Raw genomic sequence first — 21,403 nt, 5'->3', positions numbered from 1 at the left:
GAGGCACGCACCGTATGGATTTCACGTCGGCGCATCCAGTACACTGCGCTTTTGAGCTACGTACCTGGAGGTGGAGTGAGGGTTCGTCCCCGCACGGTAGTGTTGTCGCTGCTCGGCCTGGTGGTGGTGGGTGTGCTCCTCCTCCTGTATTCGCGCGAGCTGTTCGGCGTCGACATCCTCAAAAATTTCTTTCTCCAGCAGCTCGAAACCAGCCTCCGCCGTAAGATCGAAGTCGACCGTGTCAAGTTGGTGGTGCTCCCCAGCCTCCGCCTGGAACTCAGCAACGTCGGCGTCTACGGCCACGACGACCCAAGCCACGTCGTCTTCACCGCCAAGGAAATCGACATCGTACTGCGCCTGCTCCCGCTGCTGAAGAAGCAAGTGGTGGCCAAACGCATCTTCCTCGATGAGCCGACGGTGACGTTGATCCGCAATCGATCGGGCCACTGGAACGTGTTGGCGGGATTGCCCTCGGCGGCCAAGGACGAATCAGCCTACCAGATGTTCAGCCGCTTGCTGCAAATCCGGGAAGCCACCATTCAGAAGGGACACATCACTGTCACCGACGAGGCGCGACCGGACGGCGTCCGCACCACGAAGCTGGAATCGGTCGAAATGGCGCTCAAGGTCTACCCAAGCAAGGCCCAGGGCGATTTGCATATCTCCGCCGCGCTGCCGGCCGCCGACGCCCCTTCGTCCTTTTCTCTGACCGGCACGATCAGCCTTAGCGAGTCGTCCTCGTCGCTGGCGGCCGAGGAACCCTACTCGGTGCATCCTGCGTTTCAATTCGAGGGGGAGATCGACACGACCAACCTGCGCCTGCGTGAGGCAGCCGATTTCTTTGGTCCCCGGCCGGTCCCCCCGCAACTGCAAGGCGGCGCGAGCCTGCAGAGCCGTATTCGTGTGGCCCCCGGCGTGGCCGGGTACGACGTGGTGCTCACCGACGTCGCCGCCAATGTCGATGAACTGGCCGTTACCGGCAAGGCCAACATGGCCGGGCTGCTGACCACACAACCCACGTTCTCCATCACCTTCACCGCGCCCTCGATCGACCTTCGCCAACTCTTTGCGCGGATTCCGGCACAGTGGATCCACCCCCAACTGCCGGCGTTGGTCGAACGACGCCAATTGGGTGGCACGGTGGAGATCCTCTCCGCCACCTTAACCGGCGCGACCGCACCCAGCCCGCAACTCTCACTGACCGGTGATTTCCAAATCGAGAAGGGCACGGCGCTCATTGGAAACGATCTGGTGCCGACCCAGGATCTCTCGGCCACGGTGTCGGTGGAACCGGGACGCATCCGTGTCGGGAAACTGAGCGGCGCATACGGCAACCTGAAGATCACCGACGGGAAGGCCGTGGTCTCGTTCTTGGACGATGGGCCCTGGATGGAATTGGACATCGGCGGCGACATGACTGCGGCTGATCTGGTGAAATTTCTCACCAAGACCATTCGCGCGGACAAGCTCACCTCGCTGCTCGCGCAGTCGCGTGAGATCGAAGGGCAGACCCATCCGACGTTCCGCCTCGTCGGCCCGCTGGACAAACCGGACGGCATCACGTTCGCAGGCGGGGAGGTGCTGACCGAGCAAGTCAGCCTTCTCAATCCTTCGCTGCCGCAACGACTGACGGCCATGCAAGGGCGGATCATCTTTTCACAAACCGGCGGCGTGCAGTTCGATCAGGTCACGGCCAATGTGGGGGAGGCGCAACTCCAATTCAACGGCATGATCGGCGGGGGCACGCCCAGCGTCTTCCAGGATTTCGTCATTCGCGCCAAGGGCAACGCCACGCAACTGCGTCAGATGCTTTCGGCCGGCGCCTTTCCCGACGACCTGCTCTACGGCACGGTCAGCGCCAAGATGCAGTTGTCCGGCCCGTCAGGCGCACCGCATCTGCGTGGAGAGATCGGATTGAACGACGCGAAACTCGTGCTGCCGACGCTGGGCGAGAAGCCCTATGGCTCACCGGCCTCCTTGGAACTCGACGCCGACGCCGTCAAAGGCATCGGCCTGGTCATCTCTCGCCTCGAACTCGTGGTACCGCCGTTACGGCTGCCGTTGAAGGGGCGCATCATCCTCGGCGACCAGTTTTCCATCGACGCCTCGCTGGCCACGGGCACCGTGTCGGTGTCCAGCCTGCCGGAATGGGTCTACCGGAGCGGCTTCGAAGCGGGCAATCTCGAAGTGTCCATGGACGTGAAGGGGTCGGATGCCGAGTGGAGGAACTGGCGAGCGGGCGGATGGCTGGCGCTGACCAACGGCTTGATGACGCTGAAGGGCGTGGACGGATCGGTCGAAGATCTCTACCTTCGCTTGAAGTTTTCGAAAAACATCGCCGACATCAAGCAGTTGTCGTTCCGCATCAAAGACAGCGACGTAAGTTTGTCCGGCGCATTAAAAAACTGGACGACGAAGCCGGTCATCGCGGTGAAAATCGAATCGGCCCAGATGGATCTCGACCTGCTCATACCGAAGGGCCACCGGTCGCCGATTCGGGAATTTTTGGAGACGCTGGCCTCGACCAGCCAGGTGAGCGCCACCGCCACGATTGAAAAGGGCCTCTACAAACATCTTCGCTTCGGCGGGCTTTCGGGGCGGCTGACCATTCAAGACGGCATGTTGGATCTCGACCGAATTGTCACGCAATCGGGCACGGGCCATGCGGCGGGGCGAATGGTGGTGCGCCTGCCGAAGGGCGAGCCAGCGGAAACGGAAGCCTCGGTGCGCATGACCGGCATTCCCGTCGAAGCCTTGCTCCCGCTCCTCGGCGCCAACGATCAGCCGGTGACCGGGGATATGAAACTCACCGGCGCGCTACGCGGGCACGGACGGAATCCACACGGCCTCCTGCCCACACTGAATGGAAAGGTTGAACTGGTATTGCAGGACGGGCGCATCCTGAAAACCGAAAAACGCGCCATCTGGAAGATCCTCTCCATCCTGAACTTACCGGCCGTGTTGCAGGGCAAGGTCGATCTGGAAAAAGAAGGGCTCCAGTACAACCGGGCCAGTGCCACCCTGACGGTGCAGAACGGCCTCGTCAAAACGCAGAACATCATCCTGGACAGCCCGGTACTGAAGATCTCCGCGGTCGGCAGTTATGACATGCCCACCGACCAACTCGACATGATCTGGGCCGTAAGTCCGTTCGGCTCCTATTCGCAGTTTTTGAAATCCATTCCGCTCTTCGGACGCCTGATGGCCGGGGACCGGAAGGGGTTGGCGACGGCGCTGTTCCAGGTCAAGGGATCGATCGACGATCCGGAGGTGACCTATCTGCCGATGAAGTCCTTCACCACGGGACTCACCGGCGTCGCGCAACTCGCGTTCGACCTGTTGAAGAACACGGTCATGCTGCCGATCGACATTCTTTCGCCGCAAGAAGAAAAGGAACCGCTCTTCGACCCGGCGTTGGAGATTCAAACGCCGCCCTCCACACCGCCGCCGGTCGATGTGCCGCAACAACCGGCGCGTGTGCCGGCCACGCCTTGACCACCTCCGGACCGCATGATAGCATCCGAATCATCTGATCGCCTCGACCTCATGAGCCATTCCACCGAGCACAACCAGACTCCCGGCCCCAGCGCGACCCTCTTCATCGCCGCCAGCGAAACGGACTCGAATCTCTATTACGCGACGAAGTTCATCGCGCCCGATCCCTTCATTTATCTGGAGGTGAAAGGGGAGCGCCTGATGATCATGAGCGACCTGGAAGTCGACCGCGCGCGACATCAGGCCACCGTCGATCGTGTCTTGTCCTATTCCGAATTGGAACGGCGCGCGAAATCTCTGGGTGTGAAGGATCCCGGCAATATCGATGTGATCCATCTGGTGCTGCAGGACGCAGGACTGGGCGACATCCTGGTTCCGCCGACCTTCCCGTTTCTCCATGCACAACGACTGCAGGAACTGGGCTATCGGCTCCGCACGAAGCGCGAACCGTTTTATGAGCGACGCGTGGTGAAATCGGATGAAGAGGTCCGCCACATCGAAGCGGCGCAACGGGCAACTGAAACCGCGGTGGCCGCGGCACATGCGAGTCTCCGTCGGGCCGACATTCGCGACAACGTGCTCTGGCTGGACGGTGAGGTGTTGACCTCCGAACGCGTGAAGAAGTTGATCAACGTCGCCCTGATGGAATGCGACTGCATCGCGCAACATACCATCGTGGCAGGCGGGGAGCAGGCCTGTGACCCGCACGACGAAGGCAGCGGCCCCTTGCCGGCGCACCGCAGCATCATCTTCGACGTGTTCCCGCGCTCGGCCGGTTCCCGCTACTTCGCCGACATGTCGCGCACGGTGGTTCGTGGACGGCCCTCGCCGGAATTGACGAAGCTGTACCAGACCGTCAAAGACGCGCAGGAAGAGGCCATCACCAACATTCGCGACGGCGCCGACGGCGCGGTGATCCATCAAGGCATCTGCGATCGGTTTGAGAAGGCGGGCTATAAGACCGGTTTGGTCAACGGCCGCATGCAGGGATATTTTCACGGCACCGGGCACGGCGTCGGCCTGGACATCCACGAGGCGCCGCGCATCAGCCGGACCGGATCGTTGCTCCAGGAAGGGCACGTCGTGACGGTGGAACCCGGGCTCTATTATCCGGGGTTGGGCGCCGTGCGCATCGAAGACATGGTGCTCGTCACCAAGGACGGCTGCCGCAACCTGACGAACTATCCCAAGGTCTTCGAACTCGGATAGGCAACCCAATGTCTGAGTATTTAGTTTTGAGTGGTGAGTGTTGAGTCGCTGAGAAGTCTCCCGGTTCAACCGACAACTCAGCACTCAAAACTCAACACTGACATCTTCAGTTCTCACGCCACGCCAGAACGTCATGCGCCTGACCTTCACCATCCAACGCTTTAATCCCGAAACAGACCAGCACCCACACCAGGAAGAGTATCGCCTCGACATCGGGCGGGGCCTGACCGTGCTCGAAGCGCTGATCCGCATCAAGAACGAATTGGACGGCCGCTTGGCGCTGCGCTATTCCTGCCGCTCCGCCATTTGCGGCTCCTGCGCCATGCACATCAACGGCACAGAGAAACTCGCCTGCCGCACCTCCGTCCGCAAAGAATTGGAGCGGCACGGCAAGATTACGATTCAGCCCTTGCCGAACCTTCCACTCATCAAAGACCTGGTCGTCGATATGGCGCCCTTCTGGGAGAAGATCCGGGCGGTCACGCCTTGGCTGACGCCGATCACCCATCCCACGAAGCGCTACGGACCATCGGGGCAATTGCGGCTGCTGCCGGAGACCTACCAGTTTCACAACGTGGATGCCTGCATCATGTGCGGCGCCTGCGTGGCCGCCTGCACCTCGCATGAAGTGTCGAAGGGATTTCTCGGCCCGGCCGCGCTCGCGAAGGCGGCACGATTTGTCGCGGACCCGCGCGAACCGGCCGATGCCAAACAAGTGCGGCTCTCGGCGTTGCAGGAGGCCGACGGCATCTGGGATTGCACACGCTGCAACATGTGCGTGCAAGTCTGCCCCAAGGATGTGCAACCGATGGAAGCCATTATCCGCTTGCGCCGCTCTTCCATCCGGCACGGCTTGACCGATGCGGAGGGCGCCCGTCATATCACCGGCTTCGTCGATCTCGTCCGGCAGGAAGGGCGGTTGAACGAAGCGCTCATGCCGCTCAAAGTGGTCGGCACGAATCTGCAACGGATCCTGCACGTCCTCCCCTTGGGTGTGCGTATGTTTTTCAAGGGCAAGGTGCCGCTGCCGTTCGGCCATACCATTCCAGGGATCGAGCAGGTCCGGGCGATCTTCTCCGCCGCGCGCCGCCGCGCCGGTCACGGCTGACGCCCATGTCGGGCACCTTTCGATTCCTCGACGACATCGCGATGGCCGACATGGCCTTCGAGGCCGAGGGCGACTCTCTCTCGGCGCTCTTCGACGCCGCAACCGAGGCGCTCCTGCACAGTCTGGCCGACCCGGCCAGCGTGACACCAACCTGGCGCCGCACCCTGGATTTGTCCGAGCCGGACATCGAAACCTTGCTCTTCGAATGGTTAAGCCGATTGGTGTATCTCAAAGATGCGGACGGCGTCGTATTTCACCGGGCCTCACTGACGTTGGCACAGGAGCCCGGGGGCTCAGCCTGGCATCTACATGCCGATGTCACCGGCGCGCCGGTCGATCCGGCCAAGCAGGAACTTCGGTCAGACGTCAAGGGCGTGACCAAACATCTCTACGCAGTCACACAAGACGGAAACAGGTGGACCGCCAGAGTCGTGTTGGATGTCTGACTGTGCGGCTCAGACGATCCGGCACGTACTGACCATGGAGTGACGTGATGAAACTCAACACCGACATGCTGGTCAACCGCATCGACGACTACCTGTGGGAAATTCCGTCATCTGAAAAGGCAGGCATGCTGGTCCCCGCGAGAATTTATGCCAGTCCGGCCATTCTCGGCGGCATGGATCGCGGAGTCTTCGATCAGGTCACCAACGTCGCCTGCCTGCCCGGCATTCACCGCTATGCGCTCTGTATGCCCGACGGCCATTGGGGTTACGGCTTTCCCATCGGCGGGGTCGCGGCCTTCGATCCCGAAGACGGGGTGATCTCTCCAGGCGGGGTCGGCTATGACATCAACTGCGGCATGCGGTTGATCCGCACCGACCTGACCTTGGCTGAAGTCCAGCCCAAACTTGAACTGTTGATGACGGAATTGTTTCGCCGCGTACCGGCCGGTGTCGGCTCACGCGGGTTCGTCAATCTCAACCGGCGCGAGTTTCGGGACGTCATGCGCAAAGGCGCCAGCTGGTGCATCGCCAACGGCTACGGTTGGGCAGAAGACCTGGATCGAATCGAAGAGCGGGGATGCCTGGAAGGGGCCGACCCGACACACGTCACGGATTACGCCATTGAACGCGGCATCAACCAACTGGGGACCTTAGGATCGGGCAATCACTACTTAGAGGTGCAGGTCCTGTCGGACAAGGGCATCTTCGATCGGGAGACGGCCGCGGCGATGGGCTTGACCGGTCGCGATCAAGTCGTGGTGATGGTCCATTGCGGCTCGCGCGGCTTCGGACATCAAGTGGCCAGCGACTATCTCAAAGTCTTTGAAAAGGCGATGCGCCGCTATGGGATCTCCGTCAAGGATCAGCAGCTCGCCTGTGCGCCTTTTCGTTCTCCGGAAGGACAGGAGTATTTCGGGGCCATGAACTGTGCCGCCAACACGGCATTCGCCAACCGCCAGGTCATCACGCATCAAATCCGCGATGCCTTCGCCGCCGTCTTCGACTCAACTCCGCATGCGCTCGGCATGCACCTGATCTACGATGTGGCGCACAACATTGCCAAGGTGGAGCGGTACCAAGACGGACAGTGGTTGGTGCATCGCAAGGGGGCCACGAGGGCGTTCGGCCCCGGCAGTCCCGAGCTGCCGGCCTGCTATCGCCACATCGGCCAACCGGTCATCTGCGGCGGCTCCATGGAGACCGGCTCCTACCTCTTGGTCGGCACCGATCGCGCCATGCACGACACCTTCGGTTCGACGATGCATGGGTCCGGCCGCACCATGTCGCGCGCACAAGCCAAACGCACGGTGCGCGGCGAACAACTGCTCCGCGACATGAAACAACACGGCATTCTGGTGAAGGCCGTGTCCATGTCTGGTCTCGCCGAAGAAGCCGGGTTGGCCTACAAGAATATTTCCGACGTGGTCGAAACAGTGGACCACGCGGGAATCACAAAAAAGGTGGCGGAACTGAAACCAATCGGCAATATAAAGGGCTAGTGCTGCCTGCAGACGATGGCGCCTGCAGCGCACAGATTCGCCGACAAGGATCAGGGGTCGTCGCCCGTCGCTTCACCCCACGTCATCATGGACCAACGCCGACATCAGCGGGTTTCCGTCCGTTTCCACAGCTCCTTCTCGTCGGTGAACCGAGTGGAGGGGGAGGGCCACGTCGTTGATCTGTCTTTGCGCGGCTGCGGCATCCTGACGCAAGCGGCGGTCCATCCCGGCACCACCCTCACCGTACGCATGCATCAGTCGCCTGACGAGGCGGCATTGACGGTCCAGCAAGCCGTGGTACGTTGGTGCCGCAATGGACGCATCGGGCTCGAATTCGTGACCCTGCAACCCGACGACTGGGTTCGCCTACAAGCCATTGTGAAGGACCTCACCCGGCAACCCTACGAACGCACCGACGAATCATAAGATGGTGGCGGCACCCGGCCGCTCTTTCCTGTCGAGGAGGATACAGCATGGCCGATGCGCCCGCTTCCACATCGAAATTGCCCCGCACCTGGCTTCCAGCACTCCTGATCAGCCTGCTCGTCTCAGGATTCTGCGCCGCGGCGCTCTACCTGATGTTGGCGGAACATGACCGCGCTCTCGTCGCCCAGCGTAACGCCACCGCCATCCTCACGGCAGAGCGCAGCGCCCACGCCACGGCCAGAACCCTGGCCTGGTTCATTGAATCGTTGGGCGGCGACAGCCTCGCCGCGATCCAGCAGACGCTGGAACAACATGCGCCGCAAGCCAATCTGTTATCGTCCGCCGTCATCACGGAAGACAACGTGGTCGTGGCTGCAGGCAATCCCGCCGCCATCGGCACGCAACTGCACGACGCGGCCTGGATGAACGCGCGTAAAAGCCAGAGCAGCATCATCACATCCGGCATGGAAAAGGGGAGGCCGGCGGTGATCGTGGTTGAGCCGATCCGTCGGGACAACCGGATTGCCGGCTGGGTCCGACTTGCCGTGGCCACGCCCCCGGATGCCGCCGCCCCGCGGTCGGAGGACGATCTGGCCCTGGATGTCGCCCTCGTGATCGTCCCGCTGCTGCTCATGATGGTCACGCTCCTGTTACTGACCATGGGCGGACTCATGAGCCGGGTCCGGAAACTCCTCGGCCGCATCGTGATCGAGGCCCGTGAACAGGTCCCCCAACCTCTGGATGCGGGTATCGACACGCCGAGTCATGGCGGTATCGCATGACCAGGGACCCGACGCCCTTCGCTCTCCCGTGAGTGCCGATTGGCCCCGGGAGATTCCCTAGCAGATGCACGCCTCAACAACTGCTAATTCGCTGGCACTTCCTCAAAACTTTGATAGGCTGATGCGAGTGAAAGGCAGGAGCGTCGTTCCCGTTGCCCCAGGGTCCATAGCCGGGGCCGTCAGTCCCTCGTATGCCGATGTGCGGCACCATCTCCATGTTCGAGTGAGACCGAGATTATGAGTCAAGCCCGTCCGACCATTCTCATCGCCGATGATGACCCTGTGACACGGTTGTTCGTGAAGAACGCGCTGGAGCCGGCCGGCATGGTGGTCGTGGAAGCCACCGGCGGCAAGGAGGCGTTGAGCAAGTTTGAGGCGGAACCGGCTGATCTCGTGATTCTCGACATCATGATGCCGGAGGTCGACGGGTACCTGACCTGTTCCAGGATTCGTTCGTTGCCGCGCGGCAAGCGTATCCCCATTTTGATCCTCACCGGCTTGGACGATGTGAATTCCATTGCCCAGGCCTATCAGCACGGCGCCACCGACTTCATCACGAAGCCGGTGAATGCCACGATCCTGTGCCATCACGTCCGCTACATGCTCCGCACCAACAATGTTCTGCATGCATTGATCCGGAGCGAATCCCGGCTGGAGCTCGCGCAGCGCATCGCCCGCATCGGCAACTGGGATTGGAACCCCAAGACGAATCGCTTCGCCATGTCGAACGAACTCTGTCGATTGGTCGGCGTGCGCCCGCAGGATTTCACCGGAACCTTTGAGGGTTTTTTGAATCTCGTGCATCCGGACGACCGCCCGTTGGTGACGGGCGCGCTGCAAAAGCTGGTCGCCCAGCAGACCCCCTGCGACATTGATCACCGGATCGTGCTGCCGAACGGCACCGACTTCATTATCCATCTGCAGGCCGAGGCCGTGCGGGAAGAGGAAGTGGATGAGGTCACGGTCATCGGCACGGCTCAGGACATCACCGAACGGAAGCAGGCCGAACGTGCCATCCATCAACTGGCGTACTACGACAGTTTGACGGGCTTGGCCAATCGCGTGTTGTTCAAGGACCGATTGTCGAATGCGATCTCCTACGCCGCGAGACACGATCAGCACCTGGCAACGCTCTTCATCGACTTGGACCGCTTTAAAATCATCAACGACACGCTTGGCCACACGGTGGGCGATCTACTCCTCACGCGCGTCGCGGAACGGTTGAGCGAGTCCGTTCGGCAGAGTGACTCCGTCAGTCGGCATGCCGACCATGAGCCGGTCCATGCGCTGGCGCGACTCGGGGGCGACGAGTTCACGATTCTCCTAACGGCCCTGCCGCAACCGGAAGACGCGGGCCGGGTCGCCCGGCGCATTCTGGAATCCTTGGCCCATCCCTTCATTATCGAGGGGCATGAAATTTTTATTTCGGCCAGCATCGGCATTTCGATCTATCCGTCGGACGGGTCCACGGTCGAAGCGCTGCTCAAGAACGCCGACACCGCGATGTACCACGCGAAGGAACAGGGTCGGAACAACTGCCAGTTCTATTCATCCGGACTCAACGCCGCCGCGGCCGAACGGCTCGACCTGGAAAACGAACTCCGCCGCGCGTTGGAGCGGGAAGAGTTCGTGGTCTTTTACCAGCCGAAACTGAACATCCACTCGCGCACGATTTTGGGCGCCGAAGCGTTGGTGCGCTGGAAACATCCCAAACGCGGCCTGGTCCCGCCCGGCGTGTTCTTGAACGCCGCGATCGACACCGGCTTGATTCGTTCCATGGATGAATGGGTGCTGCGTGAAGCCTGTCGCCAGGTGAAGGCCTGGGAGACGGCAGGACTTCCTGCGATCTCGATCTCGGCCAACGTCTCCAACTCCTTGTTTCACGGGCGCACACTGCCTGCGACCGTGGCCGATGCGCTGCGGGATTCCGGGCTGAATCCGTCGCAACTCGAACTCGAGCTCACGGAGTCGATCGCCATGCGGGACGTCGAAGCCTCGGTGACCATGCTGGAAGGCCTGCGAACGATGGGCGTCCGCCTCTCGATCGACGACTTCGGCACCGGCTACTCGTCGCTCAGTTATCTCCAACGGTTCCCGCTGAGCCGCCTGAAAATCGATCAATCCTTCGTCCGGGACCTCTTGACGAACGAAAACAACGTGAAGATCACGCGGGCCATCATCGCGATGGCGCACAGTTTGAACCTCTCGGTGCTGGCGGAAGGCGTGGAGACGGAAGGGCAGTTGGCACGGTTACGAGAAGAAGGGTGCGACGAGGTGCAGGGATACCTGTTCAGCCGCCCTGTCTGCGCGGAAGATTTCGAGAAACTGCTCAGGGGCGATGCCGATGCCCGTACAGCAGCGTGATGTTGATCCGCCGGTTGGTGAATCCTTCCTTAAAGGCGATGTCGTCGGTTTCGTGAAACAGGTCTGAGTTGAACAGCACCGCCCGGTTCGCCCGGTAGGGGATCGTGATCTCGCGAGCACCCTGCTCCTTTAGCCAGTCATAGATCCTGCCGCGGGCGCTGTCGCTGTTGTACGTTTTGAAGTCCCAGTCCCTCGGCGCTTCTTTGTCCCAGACCACCAGACCACCGCTCTCCGGATCGAGATTCGCCTCGTCGGGGGTGATCCAGAAGTTGACGTTCACGGCCGCCGCATCGGCATGGATATTCAGGCCGCGCCTGGCGCTGTCGTGTTTGAAGGCCCAGGCCTGCGTGAGGCGGTGCCTGCCGAAAATGCGCGGGAGCCGCCGGCGGAGTTCCTCCGCAATTTGCAGGAGCAGGGGAGAGGCAAACCCGTCACCCAGAAAGGCCCCGATGTAGCCGTTCTCGTAATCCTTCTTCCAAATCGTCGACGTCCAGCAAAACTCCCGCAGTCTACGCAGCGCCTCCTCCGACAAGAGTCCGTCGATCGTCGTGACTTCCGGCTGGGTCCCCAGATACCGCGCCTCGATCGCGGCACTGTCCAGATCGGACGCCAACGCGCCTTCCGGCATCGTGTCACAAGGCGCGAGGTACAACAGCTGGTTGAATGAAGGTGCGATCGGCTGGAGATCGGCAGGGGAGACCAGGACCCGGTTTCCAGGGGTCGCACCGGGCGCCGCCTCAATCTGCGCCAGCACATGAATGAGCGCCTCATGGTACCCACGCCAGGTGTCTCCCAGAAGGCCACGCTCAAGAAGATAGGCGACCTGCTCGGCGTCATGCTTGAGCCGGGAACGGAAGACCGAGGTGTCGGTGACCGGTCGCCCATGCGCATGTTTTGCCTGGGCCGTTTCGGCAAAACAGCGCAACGCCCGCGGCATCTCCTCCCGCCAGATCCAGGCGATCCCCAGGTTATAGAGTGCCGTGCCATAGCCGGGATGGGCCTGCAGGGCCCGTTCAAAACTGCGGATGGCCTCGTCGGTCTGCCCCTGTTCCAACAGCACCAGCCCGAGATTGTTGTGTGCCTCGGCATGATTCGGCTTCAACGCGATGGCTCGCCGGTAGGCCCCGGCTGCTTCCTCTAGGCGGCCCTGTTCTTTCAACACCACCCCGAGATTGTTGTGCGCCTCTACATGTTCGGGATTGAGCCGAAGCACCTCTTCATAGGTGGCCTGCGCTTCAGGCAATCGACGCAAATCTTTGTAGGCGTTGCCGAGATTCGTGCGAGCTTCGATGTAGCGCGGATTGAGTTGGATGGCTCGGCCGTACGCTTCGAGCGCCTCGTCTAACAGCCCGGCCCGCTGCAAGACGACGCCGTGATTGAAACAATAGACCGGATTGCGGGAGTCGGCGGCGCGGGCCTCGGCAAGCCGGGACAGCGCTTCTTTGAGGTGGCCCCGCCGGTACAGGAGGAGACCCAAGCCGTGAAGGGCATCAGGATTCGACGGGCGCCGGTCCAGCAGGAGGCGATAGCCGCGTTCCGCTTCATCCAACCGGCCGGCCTGGTGATGCAGTTGGGCGTCACGCAGGAACGTCGACTCACCAACTGCGTGTTTGGCCTGCTTGCCGTGCAATTTTTCTTCGCGGCGCCGCTCTTCACGGTTCATGCGAACACCCTCCAGTGATCGGACGACCGGCCGATCCGGAGAGTAGCGCACATTGGGTGTGGGGGTCAAAGCGGAAGGGGAGAGGGACGGCCAGAACGGACGTTACGCGGCTTTGGCCAGTTCCTGTCGTTTGCGGCGCTGTCCCAGAATGTCCAAGGCGGCAACGCGATAGGCTTCGGCGAACGTGGGGAAGCCGAAAATGGTATCGATGAAGCGATCGATATTCGCACCGTCCTGCAAGGCCATCTGTCCCAGGTGAATCAGTTCGGTGGCATTCTCACCGACGATTTGCACGCCGAGGAGACGTTCGCCCGAAGGATCGGTGACGAGTTTCAACAGGCCGTCGCAAGCACCGGTAATCTGCCCCTTGGCGATTTCCGTAAACGGGGCACGACCCACGAGAGGCCCGCGATAGCGGGCCGCGGCTTGCTCCTCATCGAGTCCGATGGACGCGATTTCAGGAATAGTGTAGATCCCGATAGGGACCTGGTTGGCCGAATCTCCGACGGGTAGCCCGAGCGCCTGACTGACGGCGCGCCGGCCGTCCTCCATCGCCTGTGACGCCAATGCCGGGGGGCGCCCCAACATGTCACCCGCGGCATAGATGTGCGGGACCACCGTCTGCCCATGATCGTTGACCGGCAGTAGCCCCTTCTCATCCAACGACAGGCCCGCCGCCTCAAGGTTCAGCTCCTCGATATTCGGTTGACGTCCCAGCGCCACCAGCATCTTTTCACTCTTGACCACCATGCCGTTCGCCAACCTCGCGACAACGGACGACACACCGTCCCAGGCCACCTCAGTCACGGTCTGGCCGAGGTAAAACCGTCCACCCTGGCGTTCCAGTCCACGCTGGAAGACTGAGACGATCTCCGAATCCATAAACGGCAAGGGACTTTTAGCCCGATCGATCAGCGTCACCTCCACGCCGAGCAACGCGAACGTCGAGGCATACTCACAGGCAATGGGCCCTCCGCCGAGCACAGTCAGCGAGCGAGGCAGGTAGATCATCGACAAAATGGAATCGCTGTCCAACACGTGCTCATGATCGACCGGCACTTCCGGAATCGAGCAGGGACGGGATCCCGTCGCCAACACGATGGTCTCGGCGAGAAGGGTCTGGGAGGCCCCGTCGATCGTTTCCAATTGCACTTCATGGGGCGACACCAGCCGCGCACGGCCATGCCGGTAGGTGACGCCGTTTCGGGCGAGTTGATCGGCCATATAACATTCGTGGGCCTTGACCACTTCGTCCAACCGGTGTAGGAGGACGGTCATGGGGAGATCGAGCCGCAGCCGGCCCTCGAACACTTCGTTCGAACGTTTTAGCCGCTCGAACTGTAGCGCGGTCTCGCGGAGCGTCTTGCCGGGAATGGTACCGCGATAGACACAATTACCGCCGATGCCTTGTTCCTGCTCGATCAGCACGACCTTCTTGCCGGCCTTGGCGCCCTGAATGGCGGCCTTTTGGCCGGCTGGTCCGCTCCCGACTACCACGATGTCATAGGCGCTGCTCGGCATCATAACGGCATCGCCTCCACGACGGCGCGGATCTTGTCCTTGTGAGCCAGCAGCGCATCAACATCCTTAGGGTACAGATTGAGATCGGCGAAGACCACATGCTCACGCAAGGTCGCCTCATCCAGGGCTTCCGGATCGAGAAAATGTTTGGCCATGCGACCGGCGAGGCAGGTGGTCATACATTCCTGCTTGGCGGTTTTGGCATAATTGTAGTCCGAATGAAACCCGATCGACTCCACAACCGGCGGCGGCAAGCCCCATTCGTCTGCGACCAGGAGGCCAACCTGGATATAATAGCCGTCTAACAATTGATGCACCAACTCTTTGCTGAGGGTTGTCCCTTGCTCCTTGGACAGGGCGACCAGGGTTTGCAACACGACGGGCCGACCGATGCCATGCAGAAGGCCGCACAGGTAGGCGCTTTCCACATTGAATCGCCGCATGCGCGCAATTTCCTTGGCGTAGGCGCCGCTGGCGAGCGAATAGTGCCAGAGCCCCTTGACTTCATCGTCCCATCCCGGCACTTTGAAGGCGCTGCCTTTGATGGACGCGGAGAAGGCCAGCTCGGACATCAGGTTCATGCCCAGCATGGACACCGCATGTTGAAGCGAGACGACCGGATTGCGGGTCATATAGGCCGGAGAATTGGCGATTCTGATCACATGGGCGGCCAAGGCCTGGTCCTGGTGAATCAAGGCGGCGAGTTTGGCCGCCTCTGCATCGGGATCGTAGACCATCGCCAGAATCCGTGAAGCGACCTGCGGCAGGAGCGGCAATTCAATGGCGCCCTTGCGGATACGTTCAATCAGGAGTTGTTCCAACGGATCGGTAGGAACGGGGGTTGTTGCTTGAGGAAGTTCACCGCTCATAGGTCTTACACCACGGGTCAAGGTTGCGGGACGATCGTCGTTGTAGTTCCTTCTCGGCTCTTCTTGCCGAAAACCTTAACCGGCCATGGAACGGGGGGAGGGCAGAGAACATGCCACATGCATTGACGAATTCGCCTCCGGTCCGTACCCTGACTGGCCGATCATCGCATCCTGCCAGGACCATCCTGGTGCTAGCCGGCAGAGCCCTGCTCTGTTGGTCTTTCGTGGCACCGTCGCCGGCGATCATCGGGACGGAAGCGCTCGCCGCCGCGGACCAGCCACAACCGTCCACAACGGACAAGGTCCTGCGGGACACCAAAGAAGCCGTCGAGTCCACCAAACAGTACACGCTGCAGCAAAAAGAGGCGTTTCAGAAGACCTTTCAGGCCGAACTGACCGAGATGCAGGGAAAGATCGCCGAGCTGCAAAAGAAGACCAACGCCGCTTCGGTGGAAGCCCGATCAGAAATGCAGAAAGCGCTCCAGGACCTCGAACGCAAGAAGAACGAGGCACGGAAGCAGCTCGATGACGTGAGCCAGTCCACCAGTTCAGGCTGGAGCAAACTGAAAGAGAACCTGAGCCGGACCCTTGACGATTTAAAGCAGAGCTACAAAGAGACGGTGTCTAAACTTCCGTAACCGTGGCCGGCGTGATGCGGCCTCCCTGTCGTGGGCTTGACTCCTTCGGCCAGACACTGTTCATTGAGGGGGGAAATCGGCTATCGTGACGACGAGAGCCCGGCTCCAAATACGACGAGACCTATGCCATTAAAATTTGCCCTCTATCCCGGGTGCGCCGCCAAGGGCGCCACTCCAGAACTGTATCAATCCACCATGGCCATCGTCGGTCGCCTGGGCATCGAGGTCATCGAGCTCGCCGCCTCCTCCTGTTGCGGAGCCGGGGTGATCGGGGAAGCCGACCCGGACCTTGCCCTCGCGCTGAATGCCCGCACCTTCGCCCAGGCCGAGCGCTTGGGGTTGGACGTGATGACTATCTGCGGCACATGTCAGGGGGTGATGAGCGCAGCCAATCGACGGTTAAAACAGGAACCGGCCACACTGGAACGAATCAATAAGATCCTGGCACAGGACGGTATCACCTACGGCGGCAGCGTCCAGGTCAAGCATCTCCTCTGGATCGCCGTGCGCGATCTCGGGATCACCCGGGTGACCGATACCGTCCGTTCGTCGTTTCGTGATTTTCGCATCGCTCCCTTTTACGGCTGCTACATGCTGCGCCCCTCCTGGGAACTGGGCTTCGACGATCCCGAGAACCCCAGCTCCTTGGAAAAGATCATTCGCGCCGTCGGGGGAGAACCGGTGGCCTATGCGGGGCGGACCAAATGTTGCGGGTTCCCCATCATCCTGGAGAAAGAGGCCATCGCCGTGGCCATGGCCGGTACCAATATGAAGGATGCCCGGGACCATGGAGCCGACTTCATGGTGACGCCCTGTCCCCTGTGCCACATGAGCCTCGACATTTACCAGGAACGCGCGGGGCGGGCGGTCAAGACGGCACTGAACCTCCCCATTCTCCATCTCCCGCAACTGCTCGGCCTGGCCATGGGCATTCCCGCACAGGACTTGGGACTGTCCAGACATTTGATCTCAGTCGATAGCATCGTGACTCGGTTACAGTCACGTCACACGGAACATTCAACCTGACCCGCGGAGCGCCCAACATGAAGGTGATCGCCCTTTCGGATATTCAGCAGTTCAGTCCAGACAAGATGAAGAAGAACAATCTGTTCGAAACATCCCGGTTTTTTTGTGACGTGTACTGTTTTGAACCGGGGCAGGAACAGAAGGGACATATCCACGGCGAACAGGACAAGGTCTACATCGTGCTGGAGGGCGAAGGCACCTTTCAGGTCGGGTCGGAGAAGCAAGTATTGGGACCGGGACAGGGCACGATGGCGCCGGCAGGGGAGGAGCATGGCGTGAAGAACCATACTGCACAGCGGCTGCGAGTACTCGTGTTCGTCGCGCCGAATCCCTGACAGGCCACGACTCACACCTTCGACGACAACGCGCAGAAGTCCTAGGCGGTTAGCGGTTGCTCAGCGGGGCGGTCACCGTGATCGCACCGGCGAGATCCCCTTCCTTATGGCCTTCCTTCGGATAGCCTGAAATATCCAGCATCCCCTTGGGTTCTCCGTGGCAGGCGAGACAATCCTTGGCGTAGTAGATCGGCATCACCACGCGCAGCGTCTTTCCCTCCTCGGTCAATTCGCTCACATAGGCCTCTGCGCGCGGCCTGGCAGCCAGCCACTTCAGCACGGACGCCTCGTACTCATCCGGTTCGTTTTTCGGATTTCGCGCGTCAAGCGCAGTCTGTTTAAGACGCACGTGCGAAGACTTGGAAAACCGTGCCGAAGCCTGGCTACCCCAGGTGGCCGGAATAAAGTTTTTGTATCCGATCCCGCGCTGATTGATGACGACTTGCGCATCTCGCACCACATCGCGGCTGGCCTGCACCAACACAGGCAGCAGTTCCTTGGCAAGCGGGGGAATGACGATGGACACGGGAGCCGTCGGCAAGGCGGTCAGATCGATGCCGGACTTAGCCCGGAACTCCCGGACCAACTCCGCCTCAAACAATTCCGGCGTCAGTCCCTTATCCCCTTTGTGAGGATCGTCGATCAAAGTCTGATTCCGTTCGATCACGGCGCGCCCCGACTCCAGCAGTCTTGCGAGGAGCCGCGCGGTTTCCTCCACCTCAGCTCGCTCAACCGCCCAGGTCAGCGGCGGCTGAAGCAGGACGGATAGCATGAGCACCGCCTTCACCATCATGCGACTGTTCATGTCACGCTCCTCTTTCACGCCTCACGGCAACGGTTTGAGACGACAGGTTCCCTGGACATAGTGAGCCGCCATTTTTTCCACATCGAAGGGTAATCCTTCCAACGAGGCACGCCGGGGGAAGGCATAGTCCTCGTCGAGCCATCGCACCCGCATCTCCCGAAGCCGGCCCGACTCATCCAACTTCAGCAGCAGGTCGTTCAGCAGCCATCTGAGCCGGTAACTTTCTTCCGCCACGACAACCCCATACTCGGCCTTGGTCAGGAAGAGCGGCAGCCCGTTGTCACGGGTCAACAGCGCCCAGTCCCTGCGGACTCGTTTGACCATATACTCCAGCACCGGTTGCGCGCCAAGGATCACATCGATGCGCGGCTCGGTCTGGGCGTCGGCATATTCGAACGCCGCGGGCAGCGAATCACAGACCAGCAAGCGATTCGCACCCAAATTGGCCTCGGCGTAATAATACGCGCTCGTTTCACCCTGCACGGCAATCGTCAGCCCGTCCAAGGCATGACTGGTGGCGGTCAATCGATCGGCAGCCGGATGGAGCGTTTGCTCCCTGACATTGGCCTGTACACGATCGATCACGGCAGAGCTCCTCGTGATCCCGCTGATGCCGCCGCCGTAAAAATAGGGCAGGGAATAGGCGACCCCGGCGCGGCTCGGTGCCGGCGTATTGGTGGCCACCGCCGAGACAAACCAATCCAAATGGCCCTCGTTCAGCAGCCTGAAGAGGTCTCGGAACCGCACCAGGTGGAGCACCGGGGTGATCGGGCGACCGCAGCGTCGGGAAAGTTCATCGGTCATCGCCTTGATCAGTTCGACATCGAGCCCGGTCACCCTGGCGCCTTCATCGGTCCAGATGGTCGGAAACACGAACGGTCGAAACGGCTCCATGGTCAACCCGACTTGGACCCGTTCACGCTCACAGATGATATCGACCCTGTTGCCGGTCACGGGCCAGACCTGTTCGACCACATCGATGAGGAGTCCGCAGCCCGGCAGCAGCGGGGCGAGCAAGGCCATCATGGCTACCCGGTACCCTGACCGCCGCATCCACATTAGAAGCGAACCCCCGTCAGAAAGACCCATTGTTGCGCCTGCCCCGCCTCACCACGAAAATCCACACCATACTGACTGTATTGCACGCTGATATCGACCGACAGGCTCTGTGCGACGGGAAAGCGGACCCCCACCTGAGCGCCGATCAAATGCCCCGGCGCCCGGTTCCCCGGACCGGGCAACACGCCTCCAGCCAGCGCGCCGATGTAGGGGACGGCCCGGTCTTCCAATGGGCCGAACAATGCATGGCGGATGAGGCGGCTGATCGGTTTATGTGTGGGAAAATCCAAAATGTCGATGAAGTTGTTCCAACGAGGATTCAGAAATACAGAATGCTGGTCCGTCTTGAATTCCTGGGAATGGATACTGAAGTACTGATAGATGGTCCGCACTTCCACATTGCTGTACCGCAGCGCCGTGATCCCCAGTTGCACGCCGATCTCGCGGTCGTCCGGGGCGAAGGTCTGCTGCCGCAACATGACATCGACATTGAACGGACGGATGGGGAATTCAAGTACGGCCTCCTGGGCGACTGCGTTGACAGCCGACAGAACCAAGACGCTTGCCGCCGTGGCCAGACACCGGGCCAAGACTCTCCTGACTTTTCCCATGACTCCGGTCGAAGGCATGATGTCTTGTTGACTGCGCGTCGGGAGTCTCCCTGAATCGTCGGCTCATTGCAAGGGCCGGTCAAGGCTGTGTCGAGGAGGGGCCGGCGGAGATACAGGACTTCATAATATCGACCTGACAACTCACGGCCGATGGGAGAGCACGACGCGCGGCCGCCAGCAGTTCCTCCGGAAGGACGACCCCGCTCGACACATCGATTAAGACATGCTCAGGAATGCTGTCCGGATCCACGCGGGCGACGCCTGAAATCGGAGTCAAGGCCGCCACGATAGACTGGTATTGAGCGGAACAGTCTGGTCCTGACAAGAAAAGCGCCACGCGCTCCTGTGAGGTTTCGGCAACGGCCGGGATTGCGAGGCATCCGCTCAGCAGGACAAGGAAGAACCCTATCATCCCAGGATTCCGCATCGGCATCTCCCAGAAACCATGAACGTTGGACATCTGAATGGATCACGGTGTGCCCTTTTCCAAGGAGGGCCGGCGGTCCGCATGGACGGCCGGCCCCCACGACGGTCAGTGACCCGGCGGTGGCGTGGTCTCGGTCTTCGAGGCCGGCAACTCCCAGGGCACCATCGGCATCAACGGAGCCGGCTTTGCATCCGGTCCCGCCAACAGAACCGCGATCGCTCCGCGCAATGCACCAGTCAGCGAATGGGTCACCAGCGGGTAGGCTCCGGCGGATTCCACGACGACATCGAACGTGGCCGCGCTGCCAGGCCCCACGACATAGGTCTGCACCCCTTTCAGGTTATTGGCGGGATTGCCGCTCTCATACACGTTGTCCCAGATTTCGCCGATGGGGTGGAACGACGAAAACTCGTTCGGCCCCGCATTGACAAAATAGATGCGCACGCGCTCTCCCGGTTTGGCATCGAGCTTGCCCCCTCCGGTTACGAAAGGGTGATACTTGAAGATGCCGCCGTTGAACATGATCCCGTCATACTTTCGATCAAACATCGCTTGCACATCGTTTGGATTCTTGTAGTACTCCGATTGCACCAAGACATACTCGCGATCGGCTTTCGGCCAGACCTTGGCGTCCTTCGGATCGACAATGATCGCGCCAAACATGCCACGCGCCACATGTTGGATCATCGGCGGCGCGCCGCAGTGGTAGAAGAACAACCCTGGCTTTTTCGCCACAAAGGTGAAGCTGATGCTCTCTCCGGCATTAACGGCCCGGTAATTCTTCAAGAAGTCGATTTCCGCCGCATGGAAGTCCATTGCATGCGGATTCTTATTCGTGGCGGGGTTCGTCAACGTGAAGTTGATCGTATCGCCCTCCGTGACTCGGACAACCGGACCTGGAAACTGCCCATTGAAAGTCCAAGCCGCATACTTTTCCCCTCCGCCGTCAATGACGATGTCCGTCTCAACGGCGGTCATCTGGATGTCGTGGGTCTTGGCCTGAACGGACAACGCCATGCTTGCCAGCATCCCCAACGTCAATCCCAACACGGACGCTGTCTTACACCGACTGCGATCCTGCCTGTTATGTCCTACCTGCTCTTGCATGTCTGCCTCCCGT

At 60.9% G+C, this 21,403-nt stretch carries 19 protein-coding genes; 11 read left to right on the top strand and 8 right to left on the bottom strand.

The features are described from left to right. The first annotated feature begins 75 nt into the window (after window positions 1–75). The 8 genes from KJA79_RS16765 to KJA79_RS16730 all read left to right on the top strand — a co-directional run bounded on the left by KJA79_RS16765 (window position 76) and on the right by KJA79_RS16730 (window position 11,329). Window positions 76–3,495: a DUF3971 domain-containing protein gene (locus KJA79_RS16765; RefSeq protein ID WP_213043209.1), complete on the top strand. Its 3,420-nt coding sequence runs from the start codon at window positions 76–78 to the stop codon at window positions 3,493–3,495. Between the two features lie 51 nt (window positions 3,496–3,546). Further along, window positions 3,547–4,704, top strand: a complete 1,158-nt coding sequence (locus KJA79_RS16760) for a M24 family metallopeptidase (RefSeq protein ID WP_213043208.1) — start codon at window positions 3,547–3,549, stop codon at window positions 4,702–4,704. A gap of 133 nt (window positions 4,705–4,837) precedes the next feature. Next, window positions 4,838–5,812 (top strand): succinate dehydrogenase/fumarate reductase iron-sulfur subunit, encoded by a 975-nt coding sequence (locus KJA79_RS16755; protein ID WP_213043207.1) that lies wholly within the window; start codon window positions 4,838–4,840, stop codon window positions 5,810–5,812. Between the two features lie 5 nt (window positions 5,813–5,817). Beyond that, on the top strand, window positions 5,818–6,258 hold the full coding sequence (locus KJA79_RS16750; RefSeq protein WP_213043206.1) for an archease: 441 nt from the start codon (window positions 5,818–5,820) through the stop codon (window positions 6,256–6,258). A gap of 47 nt (window positions 6,259–6,305) precedes the next feature. Continuing rightward, window positions 6,306–7,757, top strand: a complete 1,452-nt coding sequence (locus tag KJA79_RS16745) for an RtcB family protein (RefSeq protein WP_213043205.1) — start codon at window positions 6,306–6,308, stop codon at window positions 7,755–7,757. 87 nt (window positions 7,758–7,844) lie between these two features. Further along, the gene (locus KJA79_RS16740; protein WP_213043204.1) at window positions 7,845–8,183 is read left to right on the top strand and encodes a PilZ domain-containing protein; all 339 of its coding nucleotides are present in this window, start codon (window positions 7,845–7,847) and stop codon (window positions 8,181–8,183) included. A gap of 47 nt (window positions 8,184–8,230) precedes the next feature. Then, complete coding sequence (locus KJA79_RS16735; protein WP_213043203.1) at window positions 8,231–8,965, top strand: hypothetical protein; 735 nt, start codon at window positions 8,231–8,233, stop codon at window positions 8,963–8,965. Window positions 8,966–9,202: 237 nt separating this feature from the next. Beyond that, on the top strand, window positions 9,203–11,329 hold the full coding sequence (locus tag KJA79_RS16730; RefSeq protein ID WP_213043202.1) for a two-component system response regulator: 2,127 nt from the start codon (window positions 9,203–9,205) through the stop codon (window positions 11,327–11,329). Here the strand turns inward: KJA79_RS16730 and KJA79_RS16725 are convergent. From KJA79_RS16725 to KJA79_RS16715, 3 genes are all read right to left on the bottom strand, one after another. After that, window positions 11,295–12,992, bottom strand: coding sequence for a tetratricopeptide repeat protein (locus KJA79_RS16725; protein WP_213043201.1), 1,698 nt, complete (start codon window positions 12,990–12,992; stop codon window positions 11,295–11,297). The two genes, KJA79_RS16730 and KJA79_RS16725, sit on opposite strands and share 35 nt — an antisense overlap. 102 nt (window positions 12,993–13,094) lie before the next feature. Next, a complete protein-coding gene (gene sthA, locus KJA79_RS16720; RefSeq protein ID WP_246507741.1) occupies window positions 13,095–14,516 on the bottom strand; it encodes a Si-specific NAD(P)(+) transhydrogenase in 1,422 nt (473 codons plus the stop codon). Beyond that, complete coding sequence (locus KJA79_RS16715) at window positions 14,513–15,382, bottom strand: HDOD domain-containing protein (protein WP_213043200.1); 870 nt, start codon at window positions 15,380–15,382, stop codon at window positions 14,513–14,515. The genes sthA and KJA79_RS16715 overlap by 4 nt, the downstream gene beginning before the upstream one ends. Window positions 15,383–15,492: 110 nt before the next feature. On the opposite strand from KJA79_RS16715, the gene KJA79_RS16710 reads away from it, so the two are divergent. The 3 genes from KJA79_RS16710 to KJA79_RS16700 all read left to right on the top strand — a co-directional run bounded on the left by KJA79_RS16710 (window position 15,493) and on the right by KJA79_RS16700 (window position 17,381). Then, the gene (locus tag KJA79_RS16710; protein ID WP_213043199.1) at window positions 15,493–16,020 is read left to right on the top strand and encodes a sll1863 family stress response protein; all 528 of its coding nucleotides are present in this window, start codon (window positions 15,493–15,495) and stop codon (window positions 16,018–16,020) included. Window positions 16,021–16,143: 123 nt separating this feature from the next. Beyond that, on the top strand, window positions 16,144–17,046 hold the full coding sequence (locus KJA79_RS16705) for a CoB--CoM heterodisulfide reductase iron-sulfur subunit B family protein (protein WP_213043198.1): 903 nt from the start codon (window positions 16,144–16,146) through the stop codon (window positions 17,044–17,046). 17 nt (window positions 17,047–17,063) lie between these two features. Then, window positions 17,064–17,381 carry a cupin domain-containing protein gene (locus tag KJA79_RS16700; protein ID WP_213043197.1) on the top strand — a complete coding sequence of 106 codons (318 nt, stop codon included), beginning with the start codon at window positions 17,064–17,066 and terminating at the stop codon, window positions 17,379–17,381. Between the two features lie 49 nt (window positions 17,382–17,430). On the opposite strand, the gene KJA79_RS16695 is transcribed toward KJA79_RS16700, so the two are convergent. The 5 genes from KJA79_RS16695 to KJA79_RS16675 all read right to left on the bottom strand — a co-directional run bounded on the left by KJA79_RS16695 (window position 17,431) and on the right by KJA79_RS16675 (window position 21,312). Next, entirely contained in the window at window positions 17,431–18,186 is a 756-nt protein-coding gene (locus tag KJA79_RS16695; protein ID WP_213043196.1) for a Tll0287-like domain-containing protein, read from the bottom strand. 21 nt (window positions 18,187–18,207) lie between these two features. Beyond that, window positions 18,208–19,245 carry a substrate-binding periplasmic protein gene (locus KJA79_RS16690; RefSeq protein ID WP_213043195.1) on the bottom strand — a complete coding sequence of 346 codons (1,038 nt, stop codon included), beginning with the start codon at window positions 19,243–19,245 and terminating at the stop codon, window positions 18,208–18,210. Then, entirely contained in the window at window positions 19,245–19,874 is a 630-nt protein-coding gene (locus KJA79_RS16685) for a hypothetical protein (protein WP_213043194.1), read from the bottom strand. Before KJA79_RS16685 ends, KJA79_RS16690 begins: the two co-directional genes overlap by 1 nt. A gap of 61 nt (window positions 19,875–19,935) precedes the next feature. After that, a complete protein-coding gene (locus KJA79_RS16680; RefSeq protein WP_213043193.1) occupies window positions 19,936–20,283 on the bottom strand; it encodes a hypothetical protein in 348 nt (115 codons plus the stop codon). 105 nt (window positions 20,284–20,388) lie between these two features. Then, window positions 20,389–21,312 (bottom strand): multicopper oxidase domain-containing protein, encoded by a 924-nt coding sequence (locus KJA79_RS16675; protein WP_343224270.1) that lies wholly within the window; start codon window positions 21,310–21,312, stop codon window positions 20,389–20,391. Window positions 21,313–21,403: the final 91 nt, after the last annotated feature.

The organism is Nitrospira defluvii, from assembly GCF_905220995.1.
Lineage (GTDB): Bacteria > Nitrospirota > Nitrospiria > Nitrospirales > Nitrospiraceae > Nitrospira_A > Nitrospira_A defluvii_C.
This window is presented reverse-complemented; position numbering and strand designations above follow the sequence as displayed.

Coding starts and splice junctions, on each gene's coding strand:
- KJA79_RS16760 (WP_213043208.1), top strand. CDS start 3,547: ATGAGCCATTCCACCGAGCACAACCAGACTCCCGGCCCCAGCGCGACC.
- KJA79_RS16755 (WP_213043207.1), top strand. CDS start 4,838: ATGCGCCTGACCTTCACCATCCAACGCTTTAATCCCGAAACAGACCAG.
- KJA79_RS16750 (WP_213043206.1), top strand. CDS start 5,818: ATGTCGGGCACCTTTCGATTCCTCGACGACATCGCGATGGCCGACATG.
- KJA79_RS16745 (WP_213043205.1), top strand. CDS start 6,306: ATGAAACTCAACACCGACATGCTGGTCAACCGCATCGACGACTACCTG.
- KJA79_RS16740 (WP_213043204.1), top strand. CDS start 7,845: ATGGACCAACGCCGACATCAGCGGGTTTCCGTCCGTTTCCACAGCTCC.
- KJA79_RS16735 (WP_213043203.1), top strand. CDS start 8,231: ATGGCCGATGCGCCCGCTTCCACATCGAAATTGCCCCGCACCTGGCTT.
- KJA79_RS16730 (WP_213043202.1), top strand. CDS start 9,203: ATGAGTCAAGCCCGTCCGACCATTCTCATCGCCGATGATGACCCTGTG.
- KJA79_RS16725 (WP_213043201.1), bottom strand. CDS start 12,992: ATGAACCGTGAAGAGCGGCGCCGCGAAGAAAAATTGCACGGCAAGCAG.
- sthA (WP_246507741.1), bottom strand. CDS start 14,516: ATGATGCCGAGCAGCGCCTATGACATCGTGGTAGTCGGGAGCGGACCA.
- KJA79_RS16715 (WP_213043200.1), bottom strand. CDS start 15,382: ATGAGCGGTGAACTTCCTCAAGCAACAACCCCCGTTCCTACCGATCCG.
- KJA79_RS16710 (WP_213043199.1), top strand. CDS start 15,493: ATGCCACATGCATTGACGAATTCGCCTCCGGTCCGTACCCTGACTGGC.
- KJA79_RS16705 (WP_213043198.1), top strand. CDS start 16,144: ATGCCATTAAAATTTGCCCTCTATCCCGGGTGCGCCGCCAAGGGCGCC.
- KJA79_RS16700 (WP_213043197.1), top strand. CDS start 17,064: ATGAAGGTGATCGCCCTTTCGGATATTCAGCAGTTCAGTCCAGACAAG.
- KJA79_RS16695 (WP_213043196.1), bottom strand. CDS start 18,186: ATGAACAGTCGCATGATGGTGAAGGCGGTGCTCATGCTATCCGTCCTG.
- KJA79_RS16690 (WP_213043195.1), bottom strand. CDS start 19,245: ATGTGGATGCGGCGGTCAGGGTACCGGGTAGCCATGATGGCCTTGCTC.
- KJA79_RS16685 (WP_213043194.1), bottom strand. CDS start 19,874: ATGCCTTCGACCGGAGTCATGGGAAAAGTCAGGAGAGTCTTGGCCCGG.
- KJA79_RS16680 (WP_213043193.1), bottom strand. CDS start 20,283: ATGCGGAATCCTGGGATGATAGGGTTCTTCCTTGTCCTGCTGAGCGGA.
- KJA79_RS16675 (WP_343224270.1), bottom strand. CDS start 21,312: ATGCTGGCAAGCATGGCGTTGTCCGTTCAGGCCAAGACCCACGACATC.